Source organism: Marixanthomonas ophiurae, assembly GCF_003413745.1.
Classification (GTDB): Bacteria; Bacteroidota; Bacteroidia; order Flavobacteriales; family Flavobacteriaceae; genus Marixanthomonas; species Marixanthomonas ophiurae.
In genome coordinates, this window is record NZ_QVID01000002.1 from 94,888 (window position 1) to 118,923 (window position 24,036).

Consider the following 24,036-nt stretch of genomic DNA (forward strand, 5'->3'; position numbering starts at 1 on the left):
TGAGTGTTCTTTAGCAAAATTCTGAAAAAATGAGCACAAAATATTATAAAATACTAAATAAATTCCCTTTTTAATTCCATTAAAAATTTTATTTTTGCCCATCATTAAACCAACACTATGGCAACGTACAAGAAACGAGGATACAAACCTAAGACCAAAGCTGAAAAGCAAGAGGCAATTGAAGAAGAAAGCACAACGGCAGAGGTATTTAGTACCTTAGACCAAGGAGCGTCAAGAACCGAAGCATGGGTAGAGAAAAATCAAAACTATATTTTAGGAATAGTAGGTGCAATTGCAATTTGTGTGCTTGGTTACCTTGCGTATGAGCAATTTATCCAAAAACCGAAAGAGTCTGAAGCGATGAACGAAATGTTCCAAGCGCAATCTTATTATGAGATGGCACTTACTGCAGAGTCTAAAGATTCTTTATATAGTTTAGCTTTAAACGGAGGACAAGGTAAATATGGGTTTATCGATATAATAGATAACTACGGAAGTACCGATGCTGGAAATCTTGCAAATTATTATGCTGGAATGGCTTATTTGAATACTCAAAAATATCAAGAAGCGATAGACCATTTAGACAACTTTAGTAGTGACGACGCTTTTTTAGGACCTATTGCAAAAGGTGCAATTGGCGATGCTTTTGTTCAATTAGAGCAAAACGAAGAAGCACTTAAATATTACGAAGAAGCTGCTAAAATGCGGGATAATGAATTAACTGCACCTCGCTTTCTTTTAAAGGCAGGGATTACAGCATTGAATACTGGTAAGAAAGATGTTGCTTTAAAGCATTTTCAGAAAATTACTGAAGAATATCCTAATTCGCAAGAAGCAAAAAAAGCGGACCTTTATGTAGGGCAAGCTGAATCAATGCAGTAGTATGGCAACAGTAAATAAAAATTTATCGCATTACGATAAAGCAACAATCCCAAACGCGAAAGATTTTCGGTTTGGGATTGTTGTTTCAGAATGGAATGACAACATAACCGAAGGTCTCTTTCAAGGAGCTTTCGATGCTATTTTAGATTGTGGTGGGGTTAAGGAGAATATTGTCCGTTGGAACGTCCCTGGAAGTTTCGAATTAATTTATGGCTGTAAAAAAATGCAGCAAAGCTACGATATGCTCGATGCTGTAATAGCTGTTGGCAGTGTAATACAAGGCGAAACCAAACACTTCGATTTTGTGTGTGATGGTGTAACCCAAGGTATAAAAGACCTCAATGTACAAAGCGATATTCCCGTTATTTTCTGTGTGCTAACCGATAATACGATGCAACAATCCATAGACCGAAGCGGTGGCAAACACGGTAATAAAGGTAGTGAAGCTGCTATAGCTGCTATTAAAATGGCTCAGCTTAGAAAAGATGCTCGTTTTTAGATTTCTTATAAACCTCTTTTTATAGATACTGTTGAGTGCCAATCCTTCGGAACGGTTATTGTATTCATAAATAAAGCACTGCAAATCACTTCAAAAACTGCAGTATTTTAAGTACATTTGAAACACAAGGATTATGGGAATTATAAAGTCACGAAAGAATAAAAAATTTGATTATAGCCCACGTTATTACAACAACGATGGGGAAGGAAGTCCTTACAGTATTAAGCATAAATTTGATGAGCACCGAAGCACAGTTGGTGGTAAATCAGGATTAAAAAACAAATTTAAAACGGCTTGGGAAGACCTTCAGCAATCTAAAAATCGTCGAGTTAATCGAACAATCATATTTATAGTTGCCATTTTTATTCTCATTTTCCTATATATCATCGATTTTGATTTGTCAATATTCTACCAAAACTAATGACCGACATCATTCAACTTTTACCGGATCACGTTGCCAATCAAATAGCAGCGGGAGAAGTGGTACAACGCCCAGCCTCTGTAGTAAAGGAATTGTTGGAAAATGCGATTGATGCTAAATCAACCTCAATAAAATTGGTGGTAAAAGATGCCGGTAAAACACTTATTCAGGTAATTGATAATGGTATTGGTATGAGCACAACCGATGCCCGTTTGAGCTTTGAACGGCATGCTACTTCAAAAATTAAATCGGCAGACGATCTTTTCAACCTTCACACCAAAGGCTTTCGGGGTGAGGCACTAGCATCTATTGCAGCTATTGCTCACGTAGAATTAAAAACCAAGACTGAAGATTCTGAAATTGGCACTAAAATTACTATTGAAGGTAGCGAAGTGACCGAACAAGAACCTGAGGTGGTTGCCAAAGGCACGACTATTTCAGTTAAAAATCTTTTTTACAACATTCCTGCAAGGCGAAATTTTTTAAAAAGTAACAATGTAGAAACGCGTCATATTATTGATGAATTCCATCGTGTTGCTTTAGCACATCCGCAAGTAGAATTTAATATGTTGCACAACGGAAGCAATGTTTTTAATCTTCCTTATAGCAATGAAAGACAACGGATTGTAAATATCTTTGGAAATAAGATGAACGAAAAACTCGTTCCCGTCTCCGAAGAAACTGAAATGCTAAAAATAAACGGTTTTGTAATTAAGCCCGAATATGCTAAAAAGAGTAGGGGCGAGCAGTTTTTCTTTGTAAACAATCGTTTTATAAAAAGTTCATATTTACATCACGCAGTAAGTACTGCTTTTGAAGGATTGTTGAAAGATGGAGCCTATGCTGGGTACTTTTTATTTCTAGAAGTAGATACTAAAAGCATCGATATAAACATTCATCCCACCAAAACTGAAATTAAATTTGACGATGAACACGCTATTTATGCAATGCTGCGAGCAACCATTAAACACAGTTTAGGGCAATTTAGCATTGCGCCAGTGCTCGATTTTGAAAAAGATACGGGTTTTGATACACCCTACGAATACAGTAAAAAGTCTCCTGTTGCCCCGACTATAGATGTAGATAGAAATTTTAATCCTTTTCAAGGCGAACCGAAACAAAAAAACATCACTTTTCCTTTTAAACGCGAGAAAAAAACATCACCCTCTTGGGAGTCCTTATATGCTGGTTTAAAAGATGAAACGACAGTTTTAGATCAAGATGAAAGTATCGAATTTGAAAGCGAAGAGGTCTCTGGAAGTCTTTTTGAAAATGATCAAGGGGAAAATCTACGCGTAACATTTCAACTTCAAAATAAATACATTATTAGTCCGATTAAAAGTGGCATGTTAGTGATTCATCAACATTTGGCACATCAACGTATTATATATGAAGAATTACTGAAGAATATTACTGTGCAAGAAGCGGTGAGTCAACAACTATTGTTTCCGTTACAACTGAGTTTTTCAAACCCCGATTTGGTGTTTATAGAAGATTTAAAAGAACAGTTGGAACATACGGGATTTGTATTTTCAGAAATTAAAGATGGAACCGTTGAAATTAGCGGGATTCCTGTTTCAATAGCCGAAAGCCAGGTAGAAACTGTTTTAACACAGTTAGTAAAAGATATAAAAGAAGAAGTGCCGGACGCAGGCTTTAGCCAAAATGATTTATTGGCAAAAAGCATGGCAAAAAATATGGCAGTAAAAACGGGAACACCTTTAAAGCAAGAGGCACAATTGCATTTGGTGCACCAATTGTTTGCTTGTAAAGAACCTAGCGTGTCGCCAAGTAATCGGCCAGTGTTGGTAACATTGGACGCCAACGACTTTGATAAAAAATTTATGTAAATGGGAAGAATAACCGAAACCGTTAAGGTTTTAATCATTATAAACGCAATTTGTTTCGTAGGGACTTTAATCTCCGGAGATTTAGTATACAGGTTGTTTTCACTTTTTTACTTTGAAAACCCAAAATTTCAAATTTGGCAGCCACTCACACATATGTTTATGCACGGTGGTTTTATGCATATACTTTTTAATATGTATGCGCTGTGGGCCTTTGGTTCGCCATTAGAAATGCGCTGGGGACGTAAAAAGTTTTTGTTTTTCTATTTTTCAGCAGGTTTTGGAGCTGCGTTAATCCATACTTTGGTGAATTATTATCAAATACACAGCGGTTATGATGCCTTGCTTGCTGCAGGAATGGACCAATCGCAGATAATGACTTTATTGGAAACCGGGCAATATAATACAGGAATATTAGAAAGTGTTTCAAAGGAAACCATTCAAACATTGTACAATAACTTTAATACACCAGCCGTTGGTGCTTCAGGTGCAATTTATGGTATACTCGTAGCGTTTGGATTGATGTTCCCTAATATTGAACTGATGCTTATATTTTTGCCCATACCTATTAAAGCAAAATACTTTATCCCGTTAATTATTTTAGGGGATTTATTTTTCGGAATAACAGGTTCGCCATTTGGCATTGCCCATTGGGCTCATATTGGTGGAGCATTGTTTGGTTTTATTATGGCTTATTATTGGAAAAAAAATAGTTTTGATTCAACTCGTTGGGATTAATGGACACAAACAGCTTAAAATATCAATTTAAAACATCGAGTATAGTAATCAAACTGATTGCGATTAATGCAATAATTTTTTTAGCAGTTAGATTATTAGCTTTTTTTATGGGGATGGCACCTGGACAATTATCCCAGTGGTTTGTATTACCTGAAAGTGTTGGTAGCGTTCTATTGCAGCCATGGTCATTACTTACCTATGCCTTTTTACATTTTGGGTTTTTCCATATCCTGTTTAATATGCTTTGGTTGTATTGGTTTGGACGCTTTGTACTGAACCTGTTTAGCGAAAAGCGATTTTTAACCATCTATTTATTAGGAGCCCTTTTTGGTGGATTGCTATATGTAACAGCATATAGTGTTTTTCCTGCTTTAAAAGGTACTACCGCTGGGTTAATAGGTGCTTCAGGAGCCGTAACAGCCATAATGGTTTTTATCGCGACATATACACCTAATGCGGAGGTGATGGTCTTCAGGTTCCGTATTAAATTATGGCAAATAGCTTTGGTCTTGGTATTGCTAGATTTGGTGTTGATACCAAGCAGCGGTAATGCTGGTGGCCGATTGGCGCATATTGGTGGTGCAATATTTGGTTTTGTGTATGCGCAACAACTTCAGAAAGGAAATAATATTGGTAAGTGGTTCGAAAGTATAATTGATTGGGTGGAAAACTTATTTACACCTCGAAAAAAGAAACCGTTTACTAAAGTACATCGAAATAAAAAAACAACTTCGAAGCGAACAGCTACTGATACTAAAAATGACAATCAAAAAAAAATTGACGAAATATTAGATAAAATAGGGAAAAGTGGTTATGATAGCTTGACAAAGGCTGAAAAAGATTTTTTGTTCAAAGCAGGTAAAAACAATTAAGTTTGAAAAAAGGGGGATTCATAACTAAATTACTTTTTTGGGGAAATTCGCTAGTAGCGTTTTTTCTTTTACTATCATTTGTATTGCCGTACTTACCACCTTCAAAATTTCCAACACTTTCGCTGTTGAGTTTATTAGTCTCACCGTTAATTGTATTGAATATTTTTTTTGCTATTTATTGGCTCATAAGATTGAAAAGAAAATTTCTAGTTTCAACTGTTATTTTAGTAATTGCTTATTTTTATTTTAATCCCTTTTTTGAAATCTCTACAGAAAAAGATGTTTCAGAATATAAAAAAACGATTAGCATTCTTTCATACAACGTGCGGTTGTTCAATGCATATGAAGATAACCCTGCTTCCGAAGAAGTATCGAAAACCTTTTCAGAAATTTTAAAAGAAGAAAAGCCTGATATTATCTCAGTACAAGAATATTATGTCCAAAATGAAGTGGATTTTTCTGAATACCCGTATCAACATATCAACTTTAAAGAGAAAAACAAATTAGGGCATGCTATTTTTTCAAAATATCCCATTGTAAACAAAGGAGCGTTTAACTTTTCTGAAACAACCAATAATGCAATTTATGCCGATATAGTAAAAGGATACGATACGATACGGGTGTATGGTCTTCATTTACAATCACTAAGGATTGTACCCCGGGTTAGTTTTCTTCAAGAAAATGATAAAGAAAGATTGAGAAAACGTATTGCCGATGCTTTTGTAAAACAAGAAGGGCAAGTTGCTAAAATTAAAAAACATAAAGCCCAGAGCCGATATAAAACTATTGTTACCGGAGATTTTAATAACACACCATTTTCCTATATTTATAAAAATATGACAAATGGAATGCAAGATGCTTTTCTAAAACGAGGCAACGGTATTGGTACAACATTTAAGTTTGATTTTTACCCCATGCGGATTGATTATATACTTGCTTCAGAAAATTTTGAGGTTTTGAAATTTAATACAATAGAGGAATCATTTTCAGATCATTTTCCCGTAAGCGCAACATTAGGTTGGGAGTGAAAACAGAATATTTAAAATTTTATAAAAAAACATGGATAAGGTTTTCCTAACCTTATTTTTCAATTATTTTTGCCTATGCAAAACAACGTCCTTATTTTAGATTTTGGTTCACAGTACACACAGCTAATAGCGCGTCGTGTAAGAGAGTTGAACATTTACTGCGAAATCCACCCTTATCATAATATTCCAGAAAGTTTAGATGAGTTTAAAGCCGTGATTCTTTCGGGAAGTCCGTTTTCGGTTCGTGCCGAGGATGCACCACATCCAGATTTGTCCCGTATAAAAGGTAAACTACCTATGTTGGCCGTTTGCTACGGCGCACAATATATCGCTCATTTTAATGGGGGTAGTGTGGAGCCTTCTAATATTAGAGAATATGGTAGAGCCAAACTTTCAATGATTAAGGCTGATGCTTCTCTTTTTGAGGGTATTTCAGAAGGAACACAAGTATGGATGAGCCACAGTGATACCATTGCTCAACTTCCTGAAAATGGCGTTCGGTTGGCAAGTACACCAGATGTGCTCAATGCTGCGTACCATATTGAAGGCGAAAAAATTTATGCTATTCAGTTTCATCCAGAGGTGTATCACACAACAGATGGAAAACAACTGTTAGAAAACTTTTTAGTGCACATTGCCGGTGTAGAACAAAGTTGGACACCCGCAGCATTTGTAGATACCACTGTAGAAGCGCTTAAAGAACAATTAGGCGATGATAAAGTGGTATTGGGCTTAAGTGGTGGCGTAGATTCTACCGTGGCGGCTATTTTATCGCATAAAGCTATTGGTAAAAACCTATATTGTATTTTTGTAAATAACGGATTGCTACGAAAAAATGAATTCAGCGATGTCTTGTCACAATATAAAGATATGGGCTTAAATGTTAAAGGAGTGGATGCTTCGGTACGTTTTTTGGAAGCTTTAAAAGATATAAGTGATCCCGAACTAAAAAGAAAAGCCATTGGAAACGCTTTTATTGAAGTTTTTGATGACGAAGCGCACGAAGTACAAGATGTTGATTGGCTAGCACAAGGAACTATTTATCCTGATGTTATAGAAAGCGTTTCGGTTAACGGTCCTTCGGTAACTATAAAATCGCACCATAACGTGGGTGGTTTACCAGATTTTATGAAGTTAAAAGTGGTAGAGCCTTTGCGCATGCTTTTTAAAGATGAAGTAAGGCGTGTAGGAGCCGAAATGGGCATTGATAAAAAGTTATTAGGTAGACATCCATTTCCGGGGCCTGGATTAGCCATTCGAATTTTAGGAGATATTACCGCTGAAAAAGTTCGTATCTTACAAGAGGTTGATGCTATATTCATCGACGGACTTAGAAAATGGGATTTGTACGATAAAGTATGGCAAGCTGGTGCTATTTTACTTCCAGTGCAGAGTGTTGGCGTAATGGGAGATGAACGTACATACGAAAAAGTTGTAGCATTACGAGCGGTAGAATCTACCGACGGAATGACGGCAGATTGGGTGAATTTGCCGTATGAATTTTTACAAGAAACCAGTAATCATATAATAAACCGAGTAAAAGGCGTTAATAGAGTAGTGTATGATATTAGTTCAAAGCCGCCAGCCACGATTGAATGGGAGTAATCCCCTAAACATTCTGAAAGGTTTTCGAAACCTCGTAGCTACATTCAATGAGCCAAGGGTTAGAAACTTACAGGAATGAACAATAATACATGTAACCTAACATAAGAATATTTTGAAGCATTTTATATACCTTTTTTTGATATGCACACTTAATACGGGTTGTGGTATTGCAACTCAGCAACAGCAATATCGAAGTCATAAAGTTAAAAAAGGCGAAACAATTTACAGTATCGCCCAAGAATATGGAACCACAGAAAGTGCGATTTATAGGTTAAACCCTGATGCTAAAAATGGTATTGGTGCTAATACAATTATTATTTTACCTCGTTCTTCAAATGCAATTTCAAATACAGGGTCAGAGAATGTTACATTTAAAGAACATCGGGTAAAAAGAAAAGAAACACTGTTTAGTATTTCGCAAGAATACAATGTGTCTCAGGAAGCTATAAAGAAATACAATAAGGAGTTGTATTCAAGACAACTTAAAAAAGGGGAGAAAATACGTATTCCTATTTCATCAACAGAAGGTACTACTACGGTTTCTGAAACAGCAGTAAATACCGATACCAGTACACATACTGTTGAGCCTAAGGAAACCATTTACGGTATTGCTAGAAAATATAATACCACCATTGCTGAATTAAAAAAACTCAATCCAGGTCTTGATAAGAATATTGCAATTGGTACTGTTTTGAATGTTCCGGATATTTCAACAACAGAATCTGCTGCCATCGATAATGAGAAATACGATTTATACGAAGTACAACCAAAAGAAGGGTTTTACCGCTTAAAAGTAAAATTAGGACTATCAGAAGAAGAGATTGTATCCCTTAACCCATATGCAAAAGATGGATTAAAGGACGGGATGATTTTAAAAATACCGAAAGAAAATTCAGTAGGTGTTACTGAGAAAGCAACCCCCGTAAACCTTGAGAACTACATCGCTAATAAATCTGCTAAAAACATTGCACTGTTATTGCCTTTTCAGCTTCGAGAAGCAGATTCAGATTCGACAGCGGCCAATGAGGACTTATTAAAATCTAACTCTGTTTTACGCATTTCACTCGATTTTTATAGCGGTGTGTTAATGGCAACCGAATTTGCAAAAGATAAAGGGATTTCTGTAAACCTTCAAGTTTTTGATACTGAGCAAAGCGCAACTAAAGTAGGGAATATTGTTTCAGGTAGTAATTTTAAGAATATAGATGCTGTTATTGGACCACTGCTAAGTAAAAATGTTGACAAAGCCGCTGCAACACTACGTAGTAATAATGTTCCTGTTTTCTCTCCTTTGAGCAATAAAGAAATACGGATGTACCCTAATCTTTTCCAAACTTTGCCTACTGATGATATGCTTCGTGCACGAATGATGGATTTTTTAGTTGAAAAATCAGCTGGGAAAAACGTAATTATTATCAGCGATGCAAAACACAATGCTGAAAAACAGAAAATTATTTCTCAAATTCCTACTGCTAAATCGGTATCTCCTCGTGAAGGCGGCTATTTATATCAGCGTGATATTGCTGCAAAAGTAGATATAGACCGTGAAAACTGGGTAGTATTAGCGTCGAGTGACCCGGTATTGGTAAGTAATGTGGTTGGACTTTTAAATGGTATGCCTAAAAATCATAAATTAAGGTTGCTAGCACTTGATAAAAATAAGGCGTATGATTATCACGACGTGTCGAATATGCATTTAGCGAAGCTAAAATTTACATTTCCTTCAGTAAACAAGAATTATGACTTTAATGAAAAAGATCCTTTTTTAATCAGTTATAAAAATGAATACGGTGTATTGCCTAACCGATACGCAGTACGAGGTTTTGATATTATGTATGATATTTTATTGCGTCTGGCTTCAGCGGACGATATGTACAAAGCCAGCGAAAATGATTTTGTAACAGAATACATTGAGAATAAATTTCAATACACTAATAAACTGCTTTCTGGATATCAAAACAATGCAGTATATATTGTAGAATACAACGATAAACTTCATTTTATAGAAGCAGAATGAGTACAGCTAAAGTAATATATATTGGTAATCTTCGTACCGAAAATGAACATATAAAATCGGGTAATAAATACATTACCGATGCCCCGACAGATAATAAGGGCAAGGGTGAAGCTTTTTCGCCAACTGATACAGTGGCGACTGGTCTAGCTAACTGTATGCTAACGATGATGGGCATCAAGGCAAACGAACTACAAGTAGATATAAAAGGAAGCACGGCAACCGTTACTAAAACAATGGCTAGCAACCCTCGACGTATTTCAAAAATTGAAGTGATTTTTAATTTGCCGGTCATCATAGAAGAAAAAAATAAACAAATATTGGAAAAAACAGCCAATACGTGTCCTGTACATCATAGTTTACATCCAGATATAGAAAAAGTGATAACCTTTAATTGGGGGTAATCAGTTTTTTATATCGGTTCAATAAAGGCAGGGTTTTTGCGTTTTAATCTGTATGAAACTTTTTGCAGCAATCTTATTGTTTACATTTTCCTTCTTTACTTCGGAAGAAAATAAAGAAAAAATTATTTGGACTGAAACCCGACAACTCACTTGGGACGATTTTAGAGGAGCACCTGAGCTTGGAGCTAATTTTGTAGCCAGTACCAACAGTGGAATGTCCTTTTCGTTTTCATATACCGAAAAAAATGGAAAACGGACAATGGAGCACAATATATCTTGTAACTTTTATCCAGAGCAATCTTGGTTTAAACCCGGTAAGGTCTCCGAGTATATTTTAAAGCACGAACAAACTCATTTTGATATTTCAGAATTACACGCCCGCATCTTACGGAAACGAATAGCTGAAGCTAAATTTTCAAAAAATATAAAAGAAGAAATAGGGGCTTTATACCATACAACAGAACAGGAACGACAAAAACTCCAAAATCAATATGATTTGGAAAGCGATCATTCAAAAAACAAAGAAAAAGAATACTACTGGCGACAAAAAATTGCCAACCAATTAAACGCTTATGACCGCTGGAAATAAACCAAACCCCAAACATTTAGAAGAATTGGCAAACTACAAAATGCCCTTTGGAAAATACAAAGACCAATATTTGGTGAACATTCCTGAGCCTTATTATGTTTGGTTTAAACAGAAAGGTTTTCCACAAGGTAAATTGGGTGGTCTAATGCAAGAAATGTATGAGATTAAATTGAATGGTTTAGAAGGTCTTTTAAAGAAATTGATTAAAAGATAAAGTCTAACTGTTTAATAGTTATTGATTTGTGTCTCTATTTACTGTTTTCCTAAAAAATTAAGGTAAAAACTACGCAACCTTCGCGCTAATTACTCATCTATTGTGTAGTTAAATAATCAAAGTGGGGATTACCTTAAAATACATTAAACCATTATTCTACTGGATGCCAGAGTTATACCTTATCTTGGCAACAATATTTTATTGGGTATCAACAGCCACACTTTTAAATCCCATAGCTTTTGTATTATTGGTGCTTATAGTTTCCCAGCTTATTTTTAATAAAAAGGGGATGGGCATTTTTTTAAGTAGTGTTCTTATTTTTTTAAACCTATATTTATTCCTTGCCTTGTTTTCTGAACTTATGGAGTTTTCGTCTTTTACTTTTTCTGCTTATAAAATGCTTTTTGTTGGTGTTAGTTTTCTAACCTTAAATATTTTAATGTCAATAAAGTTGTTTTTTAAACACATCACTTTATATCCAGAAAGAACAAAAATACTTGGATAAAGCACTATATTTTCATCATATTCATCAATCTGCTTTATCTTTTTAGTAAATACTTCTTTGATAGTTATATTTTAATTGCTGCCTTCCATAATATTTCCCTACTTTTGCATCCCGTATAATTAACTCAGTAACGCTTACTATGAGCACTACCAAATACATCTTCGTTACGGGCGGAGTATCATCATCTTTAGGAAAAGGAATCATCGCAGCTTCGCTTGCCAAACTGTTGCAGGCCAGAGGTTATCGCGTTACCATTCAAAAACTAGATCCTTACATAAATGTGGATCCTGGAACATTAAATCCATACGAGCATGGAGAATGTTATGTAACCGATGATGGTGCAGAAACCGATTTAGACCTTGGGCATTACGAACGTTTTTTAAATGTAAAAACGTCACAAGCCAACAATGTAACTACGGGTCGTATTTACCAAAGTGTGATTGAAAAAGAACGCCGTGGTGAATTTTTAGGAAAAACTGTTCAGGTTGTTCCACATATTACCAATGAAATTAAAGAACGCGTACAGCAACTTGGTTCTACAGGAGAGTACGATATTGTTATTACCGAAATTGGCGGTACTGTAGGTGATATAGAGTCTTTACCGTATATTGAAGCGGTTCGACAATTACGTTGGGAGTTAGGAGACGACAATGCGTTAGTGATACACTTAACATTAGTGCCCTATCTTTCTGCTGCGGGTGAATTAAAAACAAAACCTACCCAACACTCCGTAAAAACCTTGATGGAAAGCGGTATTAAAGCCGATATTTTAGTGTGCCGTACAGAACATGATTTATCTGACGATCTTCGGAAAAAATTAGCGCTTTTTTGCAATGTAAAACGGGAAGCCGTTATACAATCTATCGATGCTTCTACCATTTATGATGTACCCAATATGATGTTAGAAGAAGGGTTGGATACTGTTACGCTTCAAAAACTGGGTATGGAAAACACTAAAGAACCAGACCTTACCCGTTGGAATCAATTTTTGGAACGTCATAAAAACCCTAAAGGGAAAGTGAGTATTGGTTTAATAGGAAAGTATGTAGAACTTCAAGATAGTTATAAGTCTATTTTAGAATCCTTTATTCATGCAGGTGCCGAAAACGAGGTAAGTGTGGAGGTAAAATATATACATTCAGAATATATTAACAAAAATAATGTAGAGGCAAAACTCAAAGACTTGGACGCTGTTTTAGTGGCTCCTGGTTTTGGGGAGCGCGGTATTGAAGGTAAAGTAGAGGCGGTTCGTTATGCAAGAGAAAACGACCTACCTTTTTTAGGTATCTGTTTAGGAATGCAAATGGCAGTTATAGAATACAGCCGAAATGTGTTAGGTATTAAAGATGCTAATTCTACAGAAATGAACCCACAAACGCCTAATCCTGTTATTAATTTAATGGAAGACCAAAAAAGCATTACCGATATGGGAGGCACTATGCGATTGGGCTCTTGGAAATGTGATGTAAAAGCCGATAGTATTATTGGTAGGGTTTATAATGAAAGTACTATAGAAGAGCGTCACCGTCATCGGTATGAATACAATAACAAATATAAAAAGCAGCTAGAAGCTGCTGGAATGGTAGCAACTGGCGTAAACCCAGATACACAGTTGGTTGAAGTGGTAGAAGTACCAGATCATCCTTGGTTTGTAGGTGTACAGTATCACCCAGAATATAAAAGTACCGTGGCTAGTCCGCACCCATTGTTTGTTGCTTTTGTTAAGGCAGCGCACGATCACGCCGAAAAAAACTAAACCGACAATTTGGCGTGCTACGATAGTGGGGCGGGATATTTGCTTTATGCATTTAAATTATTAAGAAGAAATTTTTCTGAAAAGGAACATTTCAGAAACACATAAATATAAAACGGTTCGTATAACGGACATTTTTTGAAACAAGTTCAGAGTACATGGAAAAAAAGAATTTTGACGTTAATTCCCTCATAGGGTTTGTATTAATTGGAGGTATATTAGTATGGATGCTTTATATGCAGGAACCTTCTGAAGATGCTGTTCAGGCCGATAAAGCCAGAACTGAAACTGCTGCTAAAGAAGAATCTGAAACCCAAAAAGATAAAGACACTACCCTTCAAGAAGCTACTCAGGAAATGGCCGTTGCGAATGCACAAGACTCAATAGCTGTTGAAAAGCTTAAAAACAAATTGGGTTCTTTTGCTTATTCGGGGACACTTCCTTCAGCAAAAGAGAATAGCACAGTAATTGAAAACGAAGTGCTTTACTTAGAAGTGAGTAACCAAGGGGGTTATATTACTGAAGCTCGTCTAAAAAATCATACTACCAACGATTCAGTCCCGGTGAGTATTATAAAAGATGGAAATAGCAGCCTGAACTTGCAATTTTCTTCAGAAAACAGGTTGTTGAATACTAAAGACTTGTTTTTTGAGCCTTCTGTGAGCACCAACGGTGACAACAAAGTATTGTCAATGAAGCTAAAAACTTCAGAAAGTGCTTATATAGAATATCGCTACGAGTTATTGCCAGACGAGTACATGATCAACTTCAGCATTAAATCGCAAGGGTTGGATGGCGTTATGAACACATCACAACCAATGTATCTAGATTGGCAATTAAAAGGGTATAGCCACGCTAAGAGTATTACTTACGAAAATAGGTATAGTCGTTTAGTGTATGAATATGAAGACGGCGATCATAATAAACTTTCCCAAACTGGAGAAGATGAGGAAACGGAGAAAGATGTGACGTGGATGAACTTCCGTCAGCACTTTTTTAGTTCGTTACTGTTAACCGATACGCCTTTTAAAGAAGTATCATTCAGTTCGGTAGATTTAGTAGAAGATGAGAAAATAGATACTGTTTATACCAAGAAGTATGCGGCGAAAATGCTATTAGAACCTAAAGCCGGTGGACTTTCCTATAATATGAATATGTACCTTGGTCCAACAGATTATCAAATATTGAATGATTACGGCCGTAACCTTGATGAAGCTATGCCATTAGGTTGGGGTATTTTTGGGGTGATAAACAAATATATTATTATTCCGCTTTTCGGTTTCTTAAGTGGCTTTTTACCAGCAGGGATTGCGATTATCTGTTTAACAATATTAATTAAATTATTGCTGTCACCAGTACAATACAAACAGTATTTGTCGCAGGCAAAAATGAAAATATTGCGACCGGAGATTGAAGAGATTCGTGAAAAGTACGGAGATAACAAAATGAAGATTCAGCAGGAAACGATGAAACTTCAAAATGCAGCAGGTGCAAGCCCGTTAAAAGGGTGTTTGCCGGCATTATTACAATTACCTGTATTTTATGCCTTGTTTACGTTTTTCCCTACGGCTTTCGATTTGCGTCAAAAAAGTTTTTTATGGGCAGACGATCTTTCCAGTTATGATGTTATTGCTGAATTACCATTCCATATTCCTTTTTATGGTGATCACGTAAGTCTGTTCCCTATCTTGGCATCTATCGCTATCTTTATTTATATGATGATGACTACAGGGCAGACCATGCAAGCGCAACAACAACCAGGGATGCCTAATATGAAGTTTATTATGTATTTGTCTCCACTGTTTATGTTGGTGTTCTTTAACAACTACGCCAGTGGATTGTCACTGTATTACTTCACGTCAAATATGATTACTATTGGTATTATGTTGGTGATTAAGAATTTTATTATTGATGACGATAAGGTTCATGCTAAAATTCAGAAAAAGAAAAAGCAGCCTAAAAAGCAAAATCGTTTTCAGCGTAAAATGTCCGAAATGATGGAGCAGGCTGAGGAGCAAAAGAAAGCTCAGAAGAAAAAGTAATTTTTAAAAACCTCCTCTAATCGGGAGGTTTTTTTATAATAGCAAGATTTATACTTTACATTTTATTTCAACGTTTTAGTTTGAAATCAAGATTACACCTTACCATGAAACACTCGTTATTACTTTTTTTGGGAATCCTATTCAGTCTACAACCTTCAATTGCACAGGATAAAGTAAATCAGTTTGACGAAAACGGCAAGCGTGACGGGGTTTGGAAAAAATACTATCCAGGCATCAAGCAGCTCCGGTATGAAGGACAGTTTGATCATGGACATGAAACAGGAGTTTTTAAATTTTACTGTGAAGAATGTAAAGATCAACCGATGGCCACCAAGGACTTCTCCTCTAACGGAACTAAAGCTTCTGTACGCTATTTTACTATAAAAGGGAAGCTGGTAAGCGAAGGCGAAATGGAAGGTAAAAATAGAGTAGGGGAATGGGTCTATTACCATGAAAAATCCAACGCTGTCATGACTCGGGAACAATATAAAAACGGTAAATTAGAAGGGGTGAAGACGACGTATTACCCTAATGGAGTCAAAACCGAAGAAACTCACTATCAAAACGGTTTAAAACAAGGCGAAAACAACTACTACTCGCCTGAAGGTGTTCTCTTAAAGAAATTGAACTACTTAGATGATAAACTCAGTGGAGAAGCTATGTACTATGATGCCAATGGTACAGTAACGATTAAAGGTTATTATAAAAAAGGTAAAAAGAACGGTCTTTGGCAATACTTTAAAAACGGAGAAGTGGAAATGGAAGAAACCTACCCTAAACCAGAAAAGCCTGAATAAAAGTAAATCATTTCTCCTATTACTTCAGCACGGTATAAATTTTGCATTGGTACCTATAAAATCAATAGATACACCATAGTATAAAACCACTTTTGAAAAATGTATCTTTGCAGGAAATTAGAATATTCAGAGTATTTAAGTAATGAACAAACAAAAAAGAGTTGTTGTTGGTCTAAGCGGCGGAGTAGATTCAAGTGTTGCTGCATACCTATTGAAAGAACAGGGTTATGAGGTTATTGGACTGTTTATGAAAAATTGGCATGATGATACTGTAACTATATCCAACGAATGTCCGTGGCTAGAAGATAGCAATGACGCCATGTTGGTCGCTGAAAAGTTAGATATACCATTTCAAACTGTAGACCTGAGTGAGCAATATAAAGAACGCATTGTAGATTATATGTTCAAGGAATACAAAATGGGAAGAACCCCAAATCCAGATGTACTTTGTAACCGAGAGATTAAGTTCGATGTATTTTTAAAAATAGCATTAGAGCTCGGTGCAGACTATGTAGCTACCGGTCATTATTGCAGAAAAGGTGAGATTGAAAATGATGGTAAAACTACCTATCAATTACTATCGGGAAAAGACCCTAACAAAGATCAGTCGTATTTTCTTTGTCAATTATCTCAAGAGCAGCTTTCCAAAACACTATTTCCTATAGGTGAAATTTTAAAGCCAGATGTGCGTAAAATAGCTTCGGAACAAGGTTTAATTACTGCTGAAAAGAGAGATTCGCAAGGATTATGCTTTATTGGTAAAGTAAGACTTCCTGAGTTTTTACAGCAACAATTAGCGCCTAAGGAAGGGGTCATTATTGAAGTGCCTTCAGAATACTCCAATTATACTAAAGTTAAACCTGAGTTTACTTCCGAAGAAGAAAAATTACAATTTCTCTCTGAAAAAAATAAATATGTCATTACAGATGGTACAGAAGTAGGAAAACACCAAGGTGCCCACTTTTTCACCAAAGGACAGCGTAAGGGCTTGGCTGTGGGCGGGACTAAAGAACCACTCTTTGTGATTGATACAGATGTAAAGGAAAATGTAATATATGCAGGACAAGGAAAAGACCATCCAGGTTTATACCGTCGCGGGCTTTTTGTTAAAAATGAAGAAATTCATTGGGTTCGAGAAGATTTACGCTTACAAGAGGACGAATCTAAAGAAGTTACAGCTCGCATACGATACAGACAATCTTTGGAAAAAGCTACTTTACATCAAACAGTCTCCGGACTTTATGTTATATTTGACAAACCACAATCTGCCATTACTGAAGGACAATTTGTTGCTTGGTATCAAGGAGAAGAATTGCTCGGCAGTGGTGTTATTTCTTAAAAAAAAATATTATGAAAAAAATACTATTACTACTACTTACAGCATTTGTAACTCAATTTAATTATGCACAAGAAGATGCGCTTGTTTTCTTTGCTGATAAAGAAGGAGTTGCAGACGCTCTTGCTAATCCACTTACCATTTTAACACAGGAAGCAATTGACCGAAAGCAAATGCATGGAACGCCAATTGATGAACGTGATGTACCTCTTAATGAAAACTATAAAACAGAAATAAATAATACTGCAGGCATAACCGTTTTAGCAAAGTCTAAATGGATGAATGCAGTTTATGTTCGTGGTTCGGTTTCGAGTATCAATGATTTATTGAACTTAGAATTTGTAACTGAGGTAGAGTTTGCCGATAAGGACATGAATTTTAAAAAGCCATCTGGGCAAACTCCAGATAAATTTATTGTTGAAAATCAACAATCTAGAGTAGAATATAATTATGGAAATGCTGCTAACCAGACAGAAATGCTTTCAGTAGATTTTCTTCATGAAAATGATTTTACAGGAGAAGGAATGGTTGTAGCATTTATGGATGGTGGTTTTCCTAATGTAATGAGCAACCCAGCATTTGCAACTCTTAGAAATGAAGGAAGGTTATTGGGAACATACGATTTTGTAGAACGTCAAGAGAATGCAGATGGGACTAGTAGTCATGGGTCTAATACATTTAGTGATGCTGCCGCATTTTTAGATGGTGAATTCGTAGGTACAGCCCCTGAGGCATCATATTATTTATACGTAACGGAAGATGGTGATAATGAGAGTCCTGCAGAAGAAGCCCTTTGGGTGGAAGCTTTGGAACGAGCTGATAGTCTTGGAGTTGATGTAATAAATACTTCCTTGGGGTATCAGGATTTTGACGATTCAGATTATGACCATAGATATGAAGATTTAGACGGGCAAACCACTATAGGAGCTCGTGGAGCTAATCACGCATTTGATAAAGGAATGATATTAGTTACTTCTGCAGGTAATGATGGAGGTGGGTTTACATATGTAGGCACCCCCGGAGATTCCCCAGGAATGTTGACAATTGGTGCGGTAGACTCTAACGGTAATTTAGCAGGATTTAGTTCTATTGGGCCAACAGTAGATGGTCGCGTTAAACCAGATGTTATGGCACAAGGAGAGTTTGCTGCGATAGTAGACCGTTTTGGTAATGTTACTTTTAGTAATGGAACTTCTTTTAGTTCTCCAATTATGGCAGGATCTGTTGCTTCATTTTGGCAAGCAAGACCACAAACACCTAACAATGAGATTATGCAAATTATACGGGAATCTGCTTCAATGTTTGATAATCCTTCAGATGAAATGGGATACGGAATCCCTAATTTTGAAGATGCGTACAATGCTTTAATCGAGTTGAGTATTGAAGATGAAATGCTAGAAAATAATTTTGCATTATATCCTAACCCGGTAACTACTGAAGTGAATATTTCGTTTCCTAAAAGATATACTGAAGCAACTTTTTCTCTATATAACGTGTTAGGAGAACAAGTGAAAAAGGCTCGTATTTCAAGTCAAAATAATCAAGTAGATGTAAGTTATCTATCTGCTGGTGTTTATATTGCGACTATTCAAACTGGAACAGAGAAAACTTCTTTCAAATTAATTAAAAAGTAATAGTACGTGCAAAATAGGATTACTGATCTTTTCAAGATACAATACCCATTAATACAAGCTGGTATGATCTGGAACAGTGGCTGGCGCTTGGCTAGTGCTGTGAGTAATGCTGGTGGATTAGGCATCATAGGTGCTGGTTCTATGTATCCAGAAATACTTTTGGAGCATATTCAAAAATGTAAAAAAGCAACTAATAAACCTTTTGGCGTCAACGTACCGATGTTGTATCCCGATATTGATAAAATAATTGATATTATCATAGATGAAGGAGTGAAAATTGTATTCACTTCTGCAGGAAACCCTAAAACTTATACACCTAAGTTAAAAGAGCATGGTATTACCGTTGTTCATGTGGTAAGCAGCTTAAAATTTGCTTTAAAATCACAAGAGGCGGGAGTGGATGCAATTGTAGCCGAAGGTTTTGAAGCAGGTGGTCATAACGGGCGAGATGAAACGACTACGTTTACATTAATCCCAATGGTAAAGGAAAAAATAGGCATTCCATTGATTGCGGCTGGAGGCATAGCCACTGGCCGAGGTATGTTAGCAGCTATGGTTTTAGGAGCTGATGCCGTACAAGTAGGTAGTCGGTTTGTCGCCAGTGAAGAGTCTAGTTCTCACCGAGCATTTAAAAAAATGGTGGTCGATGCCAAAGAAGGGGACACCATGCTTACGTTAAAAGAATTGGCGCCAGTACGCATGTTGAAAAACAAATTCTTCGAAGATGTAATGCAGCTTTACACTCAAAACCCCAAAAAAGAACAATTAATTGAACTTTTAGGTAGGGCACGTGCTAAAAAAGGCATGTTTGAAGGCGATTTAGAAGAAGGAGAGTTAGAAATAGGACAAATAGCTGGCTTGATACACGATATAAAACCAGCAGCACAAATTGTTGAAGAAATGATAACGGAATTTGAAATGGCCAAAAAAGAAGTTTCTAGTCTTTAGACGTCTATTCCTTCCAACAAGTAATCAGCCACTTCAATATTTTCTTTATCGCTATGTAGAACCGATACATCACCTGTCGTTTCAAGAATGACGGCTTTTACTTGGTCAAGCGTAATCACGTTAGCTTCTCGTAATTTTGATTGTAGTTCAGATTCTGTTACTTTCGATTTTTTAAGGTTCTTCTTTAAAACAACACCATTCCGCATAATCATAATGGGTTTGTTTTCAATCAAATTTTCAACAGTTTTACTTTTGTATCTTATATATGTGATTAAATAATTAAGAACATAGAGAATAAGAAGTAAGATGGCTCCCACTAATACAGAAGGATTACCTGTATTTACAGTCATAGCGATAATATTACCTATGGCAACTGTTATCACAAAATCGAATCCTGTCATTTTACTAAAACTTTTTAAACCAAAAATTCTTGTGTATAGGATTATAAGTAAAAAGATACAAGTGGTACCAATAAATACCTCGGGAATTTCTGTGAGGTTTTTAAAAAAATGATCGAGAGACATAGTAGTGATTTTTTGTTTTTAAAAGATACATTAATAAAAAATAGTAGAAGTTTAAACTTTATCAAAAAAAAATAAACTCCTTCAAAGCCTAAAGTTTTTGTAATTATAGCAGGACTAGTTAAAAAATAATAGTAAAATCCTATTACATTTATTACTTTTGTGCATCTGAAAATTAAGCCATAAAACGCTATTATGAATTTACACGAATATCAAGGAAAAGAAATATTAAACAGTTTTGGAGTTGAAATACAACGAGGAATCGTTGCGCAAACCCCAGCGGAAGCTGTAGAAGCTGCAAAAAAATTAACTGAAGAAACCGGAACCGGTTGGCACGTTATCAAAGCACAAGTACATGCTGGTGGCCGAGGTAAAGGTGGCGGTGTAAAGTTGGCCAAGAACCTTAAAGAGGTTGAAGAAATTGCAGGCGACATCATCGGGATGAACCTAGTAACTCCTCAAACTAGTGCAGAGGGAAAAAAAGTGAACCAAGTTTTAATCACTGAAGATGTTTATTATCCAGGTGATAGTGAGCCGGAAGAATATTATATGAGCGTATTGCTTAACCGTGCAACTGGTAAAAACATGATTATGTATTCTACTGAAGGTGGAATGGATATTGAAACTGTAGCTGAAGAAACTCCTCATTTAATTTTTAATGAAGAAGTAGATCCTGCTTTGGGTTTAATGCCATTTCAAGCACGTAGAATCGCTTTCAACTTAGGGTTAAGTGGAAAAGCATTTAAGCAAATGACAAAGTTTGTTACGGCACTTTACAAAGCTTATACAGAATCAGATTCTTCTTTATTTGAAATCAACCCAGTTTTAAAGACAAGTGACGATAAAATCATTGCAGTAGATGCAAAAGTAAGTCTGGATGACAACGCTTTGTTCCGTCATAAAGATTATGCTGCTATGCGTGATGTACGTGAGGAAAACCCAGTTGAGGTGGAAGCACGTGAAGCTGGATTAAGTTATGTTGACCTAGACGGGAATGTTGGTTGTATGGTGAATGGTGCAGGTTTGGCAATGGCTACAATGGATCTTATTAAGCAAGCTGGTGGAGAACCCGCTAACTTTTTGGATGTTGGTGGTACGGCAGATGCCGAACGTGTGGAAACAGCCTTTAATTTAATACTTAAAGATCCATCAGTAAAAGCTATTTTAGTAAATATCTTTGGAGGTATTGTTCGTTGTGACCGTGTAGCACAAGGTATTGTAGATGCTTATAAAAACATGGGAAATATAGACGTTCCTATTATTGTACGTTTACAAGGTACCAACGCTGATGAAGCTAAAGAATTGATAGACAATAGTGGCTTAGCTGTAGAAAGTGCAGTAGAATTTCAAGAAGCTGCAGATAAAGTACACGCAGTATTGTCATAATCACACAAAAAAAAATTAAAAAACCTGAAGCGTTTCGCTTCAGGTTTTTTTTATGCCTTATTGCTAAGTTTCTAAGATATTATCTGCTAGCTTTTGTATGGTTTTCATGTCTTTTTCAGAATCAAATGAAACAACTTTTAATAATACTTTTAACTCCTCGTCAATAGCTTCCATATATGCTTTTTCTATAGAAGGTTGTTGTTTTAAGTATGCGAGCATCCAAATTAGTTTTTGAGCAACAGTGGGGTCTTGAGAACAATAGGTGCGCAACGATGCCATTACTTGATACAAGAGTTCGTCAAAATGTACGACAGCCATTTTAATATAAGCGGTGCCTTTTTCTGAAAAAACTCCCAAGTCGTTTTTCTGCATTCGAAGTGCAAACAACTCGGTGAGGTAATCAATACTATTTATAGCTGTTCCTGGGTCGTTAATTCCAGGTGACATTGCCCTTACAGCAATTTCAGTAATTTGTTTAAAAGCAAGTACATAATTATCTTGAATATATTCACCTCTTGCAAAATTCAAATTAGAAAATATAGCATTAACTGTTTCGTTATCCAGTTTTTTATCGGATTTTAAAACACGTATATTCTTTAGTACAAATAACCCTTTTGGAACCGTAATATAGATCTTTATATCTTTTTCTTTACAAATGTTGATGATGTTTTGAGTTGCTATATTTTGAAAATACCCACTTTTCGGAGAGGTATGGCTGTGCCAATTTCCAGTATCAGGAAATGTCTCTATTGTTTTAGTTTCAGTTTTGTTTTCACGATTTATAGTACTGTTCAATTTTTTGGTCGCCTGATCGTAAATACCATCCATGATATTATTAATCTGGATACTTTGCGAGATATTGTGAATAAAAAAGATAAACGCACCTAAGCAGATAATGCTAAAAATAACGCCCAATAATATGGAAAATCCGGGGAGTGTAAACTTCTCTTCGCTGGTTTCAATACTAAAGAGTGTAAAAATATTGTAGATAATAGTGCCCAAATAAACCCCTAAAATTATTTGGTGTCTTTTGTTTGAAATCAAACCTGGAAGCAATCGGGGTGAAAAATTACTGGAAGCCTGACTTAACAATAGCATCACCATTGAAAAGCTAAACACCATTAACGATATAAGCCCTCCAATACATGTGCTCAAAACACTTAAAGCCGTATCACCGTCTTCAACTACTAAAAGAGGAAATACTTCTATAAGATTTCTTGAAATACCTTCCTTTTCAGCAATAATCATTGCTAAAGCGAACATGAAGCCTGCAAGAGAAATTAGAGAGGGGTAAAAGGCTATTTTACTTTGTAACGTACTGTAAAAAGTACGGATTCGTATAAAAAATTGTTTCATAAACTTATCAATTAGTTTAAAGATAAACAGAAAAGTTTAGTATTTCAGTCAAATCCTATTTATGTGCTTGTCAAAAAAACTGTCAATAAGTCGTAAAAATGTGCAGCTATGGTGTCAAAATGTCTTGAAATTGTAATTGGAATTGGTTTTGCTATAACCATAGTACAAAAAGTAAAATAAAATAATAATAAAATAAAACGTTATGAATTTAATTAAAAGAAACGATAATTGGCTTCCATCTTTATTAGATGAGCTTTTTACAGAAAACAGATTAGATACTCCCAATTATGAAAACTTTAGCATTCCTGCTGTAAATATTCAGGAAAAAAACACGAATTTTGTAGTTCAATTGGCTGTACCTGGCTTAAGTAAAGAAAATTTAAGTATAGAGGTCGAAGATGACATACTGAAAATTTCTGCCGATGTTGCTTCAGGAAATGAAGATAACAAAACAGAAGACAAAATAAAATTTACTCGCAAAGAGTTTAATTACAATGGTTTCAAAAGATCTTTTACATTACCAGAAAATGTAAATGTTGAAAACGTTAATGCGAGTTATGAAAATGGAGTGTTAGAAATTACACTTCCTAAAAAAGAAGAAGAAAAAGTATTAAAGAGAATGGTTGAGATTTCATAATTGAAATT

At 35.7% G+C, this 24,036-nt stretch carries 22 protein-coding genes; 20 read left to right on the forward strand and 2 right to left on the reverse strand.

Annotated elements, in window-relative coordinates; all coding sequences use genetic code 11:
- The first annotated feature begins 117 nt into the window (after nucleotides 1–117).
- The 18 genes from DZ858_RS10700 to DZ858_RS10790 all read left to right on the forward strand — a co-directional run bounded on the left by DZ858_RS10700 (nucleotide 118) and on the right by DZ858_RS10790 (nucleotide 20,128).
- Nucleotides 118–882, forward strand: a complete 765-nt coding sequence (locus tag DZ858_RS10700; RefSeq protein WP_117159659.1) for a tetratricopeptide repeat protein — start codon at nucleotides 118–120, stop codon at nucleotides 880–882.
- A 1-nt stretch (nucleotide 883) separates the two neighbouring features.
- Nucleotides 884–1,381: a 6,7-dimethyl-8-ribityllumazine synthase gene (gene ribH / locus DZ858_RS10705; RefSeq protein WP_117159660.1), complete on the forward strand. Its 498-nt coding sequence runs from the start codon at nucleotides 884–886 to the stop codon at nucleotides 1,379–1,381.
- Nucleotides 1,382–1,514: 133 nt separating this feature from the next.
- Nucleotides 1,515–1,802, forward strand: a complete 288-nt coding sequence (locus DZ858_RS10710) for a riboflavin synthase subunit beta (protein WP_117159661.1) — start codon at nucleotides 1,515–1,517, stop codon at nucleotides 1,800–1,802.
- A complete protein-coding gene (mutL, locus tag DZ858_RS10715; protein WP_117159662.1) occupies nucleotides 1,802–3,652 on the forward strand; it encodes a DNA mismatch repair endonuclease MutL in 1,851 nt (616 codons plus the stop codon). Before DZ858_RS10710 ends, mutL begins: the two co-directional genes overlap by 1 nt.
- On the forward strand, nucleotides 3,653–4,387 hold the full coding sequence (locus DZ858_RS10720) for a rhomboid family intramembrane serine protease (protein ID WP_117159663.1): 735 nt from the start codon (nucleotides 3,653–3,655) through the stop codon (nucleotides 4,385–4,387). It begins immediately after the preceding gene.
- The gene (locus DZ858_RS10725; protein ID WP_117159664.1) at nucleotides 4,387–5,259 is read left to right on the forward strand and encodes a rhomboid family intramembrane serine protease; all 873 of its coding nucleotides are present in this window, start codon (nucleotides 4,387–4,389) and stop codon (nucleotides 5,257–5,259) included. The genes DZ858_RS10720 and DZ858_RS10725 overlap by 1 nt, the downstream gene beginning before the upstream one ends.
- Nucleotides 5,260–5,450: 191 nt before the next feature.
- The gene (locus tag DZ858_RS10730; protein ID WP_239990771.1) at nucleotides 5,451–6,287 is read left to right on the forward strand and encodes an endonuclease/exonuclease/phosphatase family protein; all 837 of its coding nucleotides are present in this window, start codon (nucleotides 5,451–5,453) and stop codon (nucleotides 6,285–6,287) included.
- Nucleotides 6,288–6,362: 75 nt separating this feature from the next.
- Nucleotides 6,363–7,892, forward strand: a complete 1,530-nt coding sequence (gene guaA, locus DZ858_RS10735) for a glutamine-hydrolyzing GMP synthase (RefSeq protein WP_117159666.1) — start codon at nucleotides 6,363–6,365, stop codon at nucleotides 7,890–7,892.
- A 136-nt stretch (nucleotides 7,893–8,028) separates the two neighbouring features.
- Nucleotides 8,029–9,909 carry a LysM peptidoglycan-binding domain-containing protein gene (locus tag DZ858_RS10740; RefSeq protein WP_147309593.1) on the forward strand — a complete coding sequence of 627 codons (1,881 nt, stop codon included), beginning with the start codon at nucleotides 8,029–8,031 and terminating at the stop codon, nucleotides 9,907–9,909.
- Nucleotides 9,906–10,310 carry an OsmC family protein gene (locus DZ858_RS10745; RefSeq protein WP_117159668.1) on the forward strand — a complete coding sequence of 135 codons (405 nt, stop codon included), beginning with the start codon at nucleotides 9,906–9,908 and terminating at the stop codon, nucleotides 10,308–10,310. The genes DZ858_RS10740 and DZ858_RS10745 overlap by 4 nt, the downstream gene beginning before the upstream one ends.
- Before the next feature lie 52 nt (nucleotides 10,311–10,362).
- Nucleotides 10,363–10,899 (forward strand): DUF922 domain-containing protein, encoded by a 537-nt coding sequence (locus tag DZ858_RS10750; protein WP_117159669.1) that lies wholly within the window; start codon nucleotides 10,363–10,365, stop codon nucleotides 10,897–10,899.
- The gene (locus DZ858_RS10755; protein ID WP_117159670.1) at nucleotides 10,883–11,113 is read left to right on the forward strand and encodes a DUF3820 family protein; all 231 of its coding nucleotides are present in this window, start codon (nucleotides 10,883–10,885) and stop codon (nucleotides 11,111–11,113) included. The genes DZ858_RS10750 and DZ858_RS10755 overlap by 17 nt, the downstream gene beginning before the upstream one ends.
- A 644-nt stretch (nucleotides 11,114–11,757) precedes the next feature.
- A complete protein-coding gene (locus DZ858_RS10765) occupies nucleotides 11,758–13,374 on the forward strand; it encodes a CTP synthase (protein ID WP_117159672.1) in 1,617 nt (538 codons plus the stop codon).
- Between the two features lie 155 nt (nucleotides 13,375–13,529).
- Entirely contained in the window at nucleotides 13,530–15,413 is a 1,884-nt protein-coding gene (gene yidC, locus DZ858_RS10770; RefSeq protein ID WP_117159673.1) for a membrane protein insertase YidC, read from the forward strand.
- A gap of 104 nt (nucleotides 15,414–15,517) precedes the next feature.
- The gene (locus DZ858_RS10775) at nucleotides 15,518–16,210 is read left to right on the forward strand and encodes a toxin-antitoxin system YwqK family antitoxin (RefSeq protein ID WP_117159674.1); all 693 of its coding nucleotides are present in this window, start codon (nucleotides 15,518–15,520) and stop codon (nucleotides 16,208–16,210) included.
- A gap of 142 nt (nucleotides 16,211–16,352) precedes the next feature.
- Nucleotides 16,353–17,549: a tRNA 2-thiouridine(34) synthase MnmA gene (gene mnmA / locus DZ858_RS10780; RefSeq protein ID WP_117159675.1), complete on the forward strand. Its 1,197-nt coding sequence runs from the start codon at nucleotides 16,353–16,355 to the stop codon at nucleotides 17,547–17,549.
- A gap of 11 nt (nucleotides 17,550–17,560) precedes the next feature.
- Complete coding sequence (locus DZ858_RS10785) at nucleotides 17,561–19,180, forward strand: S8 family serine peptidase (RefSeq protein ID WP_117159676.1); 1,620 nt, start codon at nucleotides 17,561–17,563, stop codon at nucleotides 19,178–19,180.
- Between the two features lie 6 nt (nucleotides 19,181–19,186).
- Nucleotides 19,187–20,128: an NAD(P)H-dependent flavin oxidoreductase gene (locus tag DZ858_RS10790; protein ID WP_117159677.1), complete on the forward strand. Its 942-nt coding sequence runs from the start codon at nucleotides 19,187–19,189 to the stop codon at nucleotides 20,126–20,128.
- On the opposite strand, the gene DZ858_RS10795 is transcribed toward DZ858_RS10790, so the two are convergent.
- A complete protein-coding gene (locus DZ858_RS10795) occupies nucleotides 20,125–20,529 on the reverse strand; it encodes a DUF421 domain-containing protein (protein ID WP_239990772.1) in 405 nt (134 codons plus the stop codon). The two genes, DZ858_RS10790 and DZ858_RS10795, sit on opposite strands and share 4 nt — an antisense overlap.
- A gap of 315 nt (nucleotides 20,530–20,844) precedes the next feature.
- On the opposite strand from DZ858_RS10795, the gene sucC reads away from it, so the two are divergent.
- Entirely contained in the window at nucleotides 20,845–22,035 is a 1,191-nt protein-coding gene (gene sucC, locus DZ858_RS10800) for an ADP-forming succinate--CoA ligase subunit beta (protein ID WP_117159679.1), read from the forward strand.
- Nucleotides 22,036–22,098: 63 nt separating this feature from the next.
- On the opposite strand, the gene DZ858_RS10805 is transcribed toward sucC, so the two are convergent.
- Nucleotides 22,099–23,391 (reverse strand): DUF2254 domain-containing protein, encoded by a 1,293-nt coding sequence (locus tag DZ858_RS10805; protein ID WP_117159680.1) that lies wholly within the window; start codon nucleotides 23,389–23,391, stop codon nucleotides 22,099–22,101.
- Nucleotides 23,392–23,593: 202 nt separating this feature from the next.
- On the opposite strand from DZ858_RS10805, the gene DZ858_RS10810 reads away from it, so the two are divergent.
- Entirely contained in the window at nucleotides 23,594–24,028 is a 435-nt protein-coding gene (locus DZ858_RS10810; RefSeq protein WP_117159681.1) for an Hsp20/alpha crystallin family protein, read from the forward strand.
- Nucleotides 24,029–24,036 lie beyond the last annotated feature (8 nt).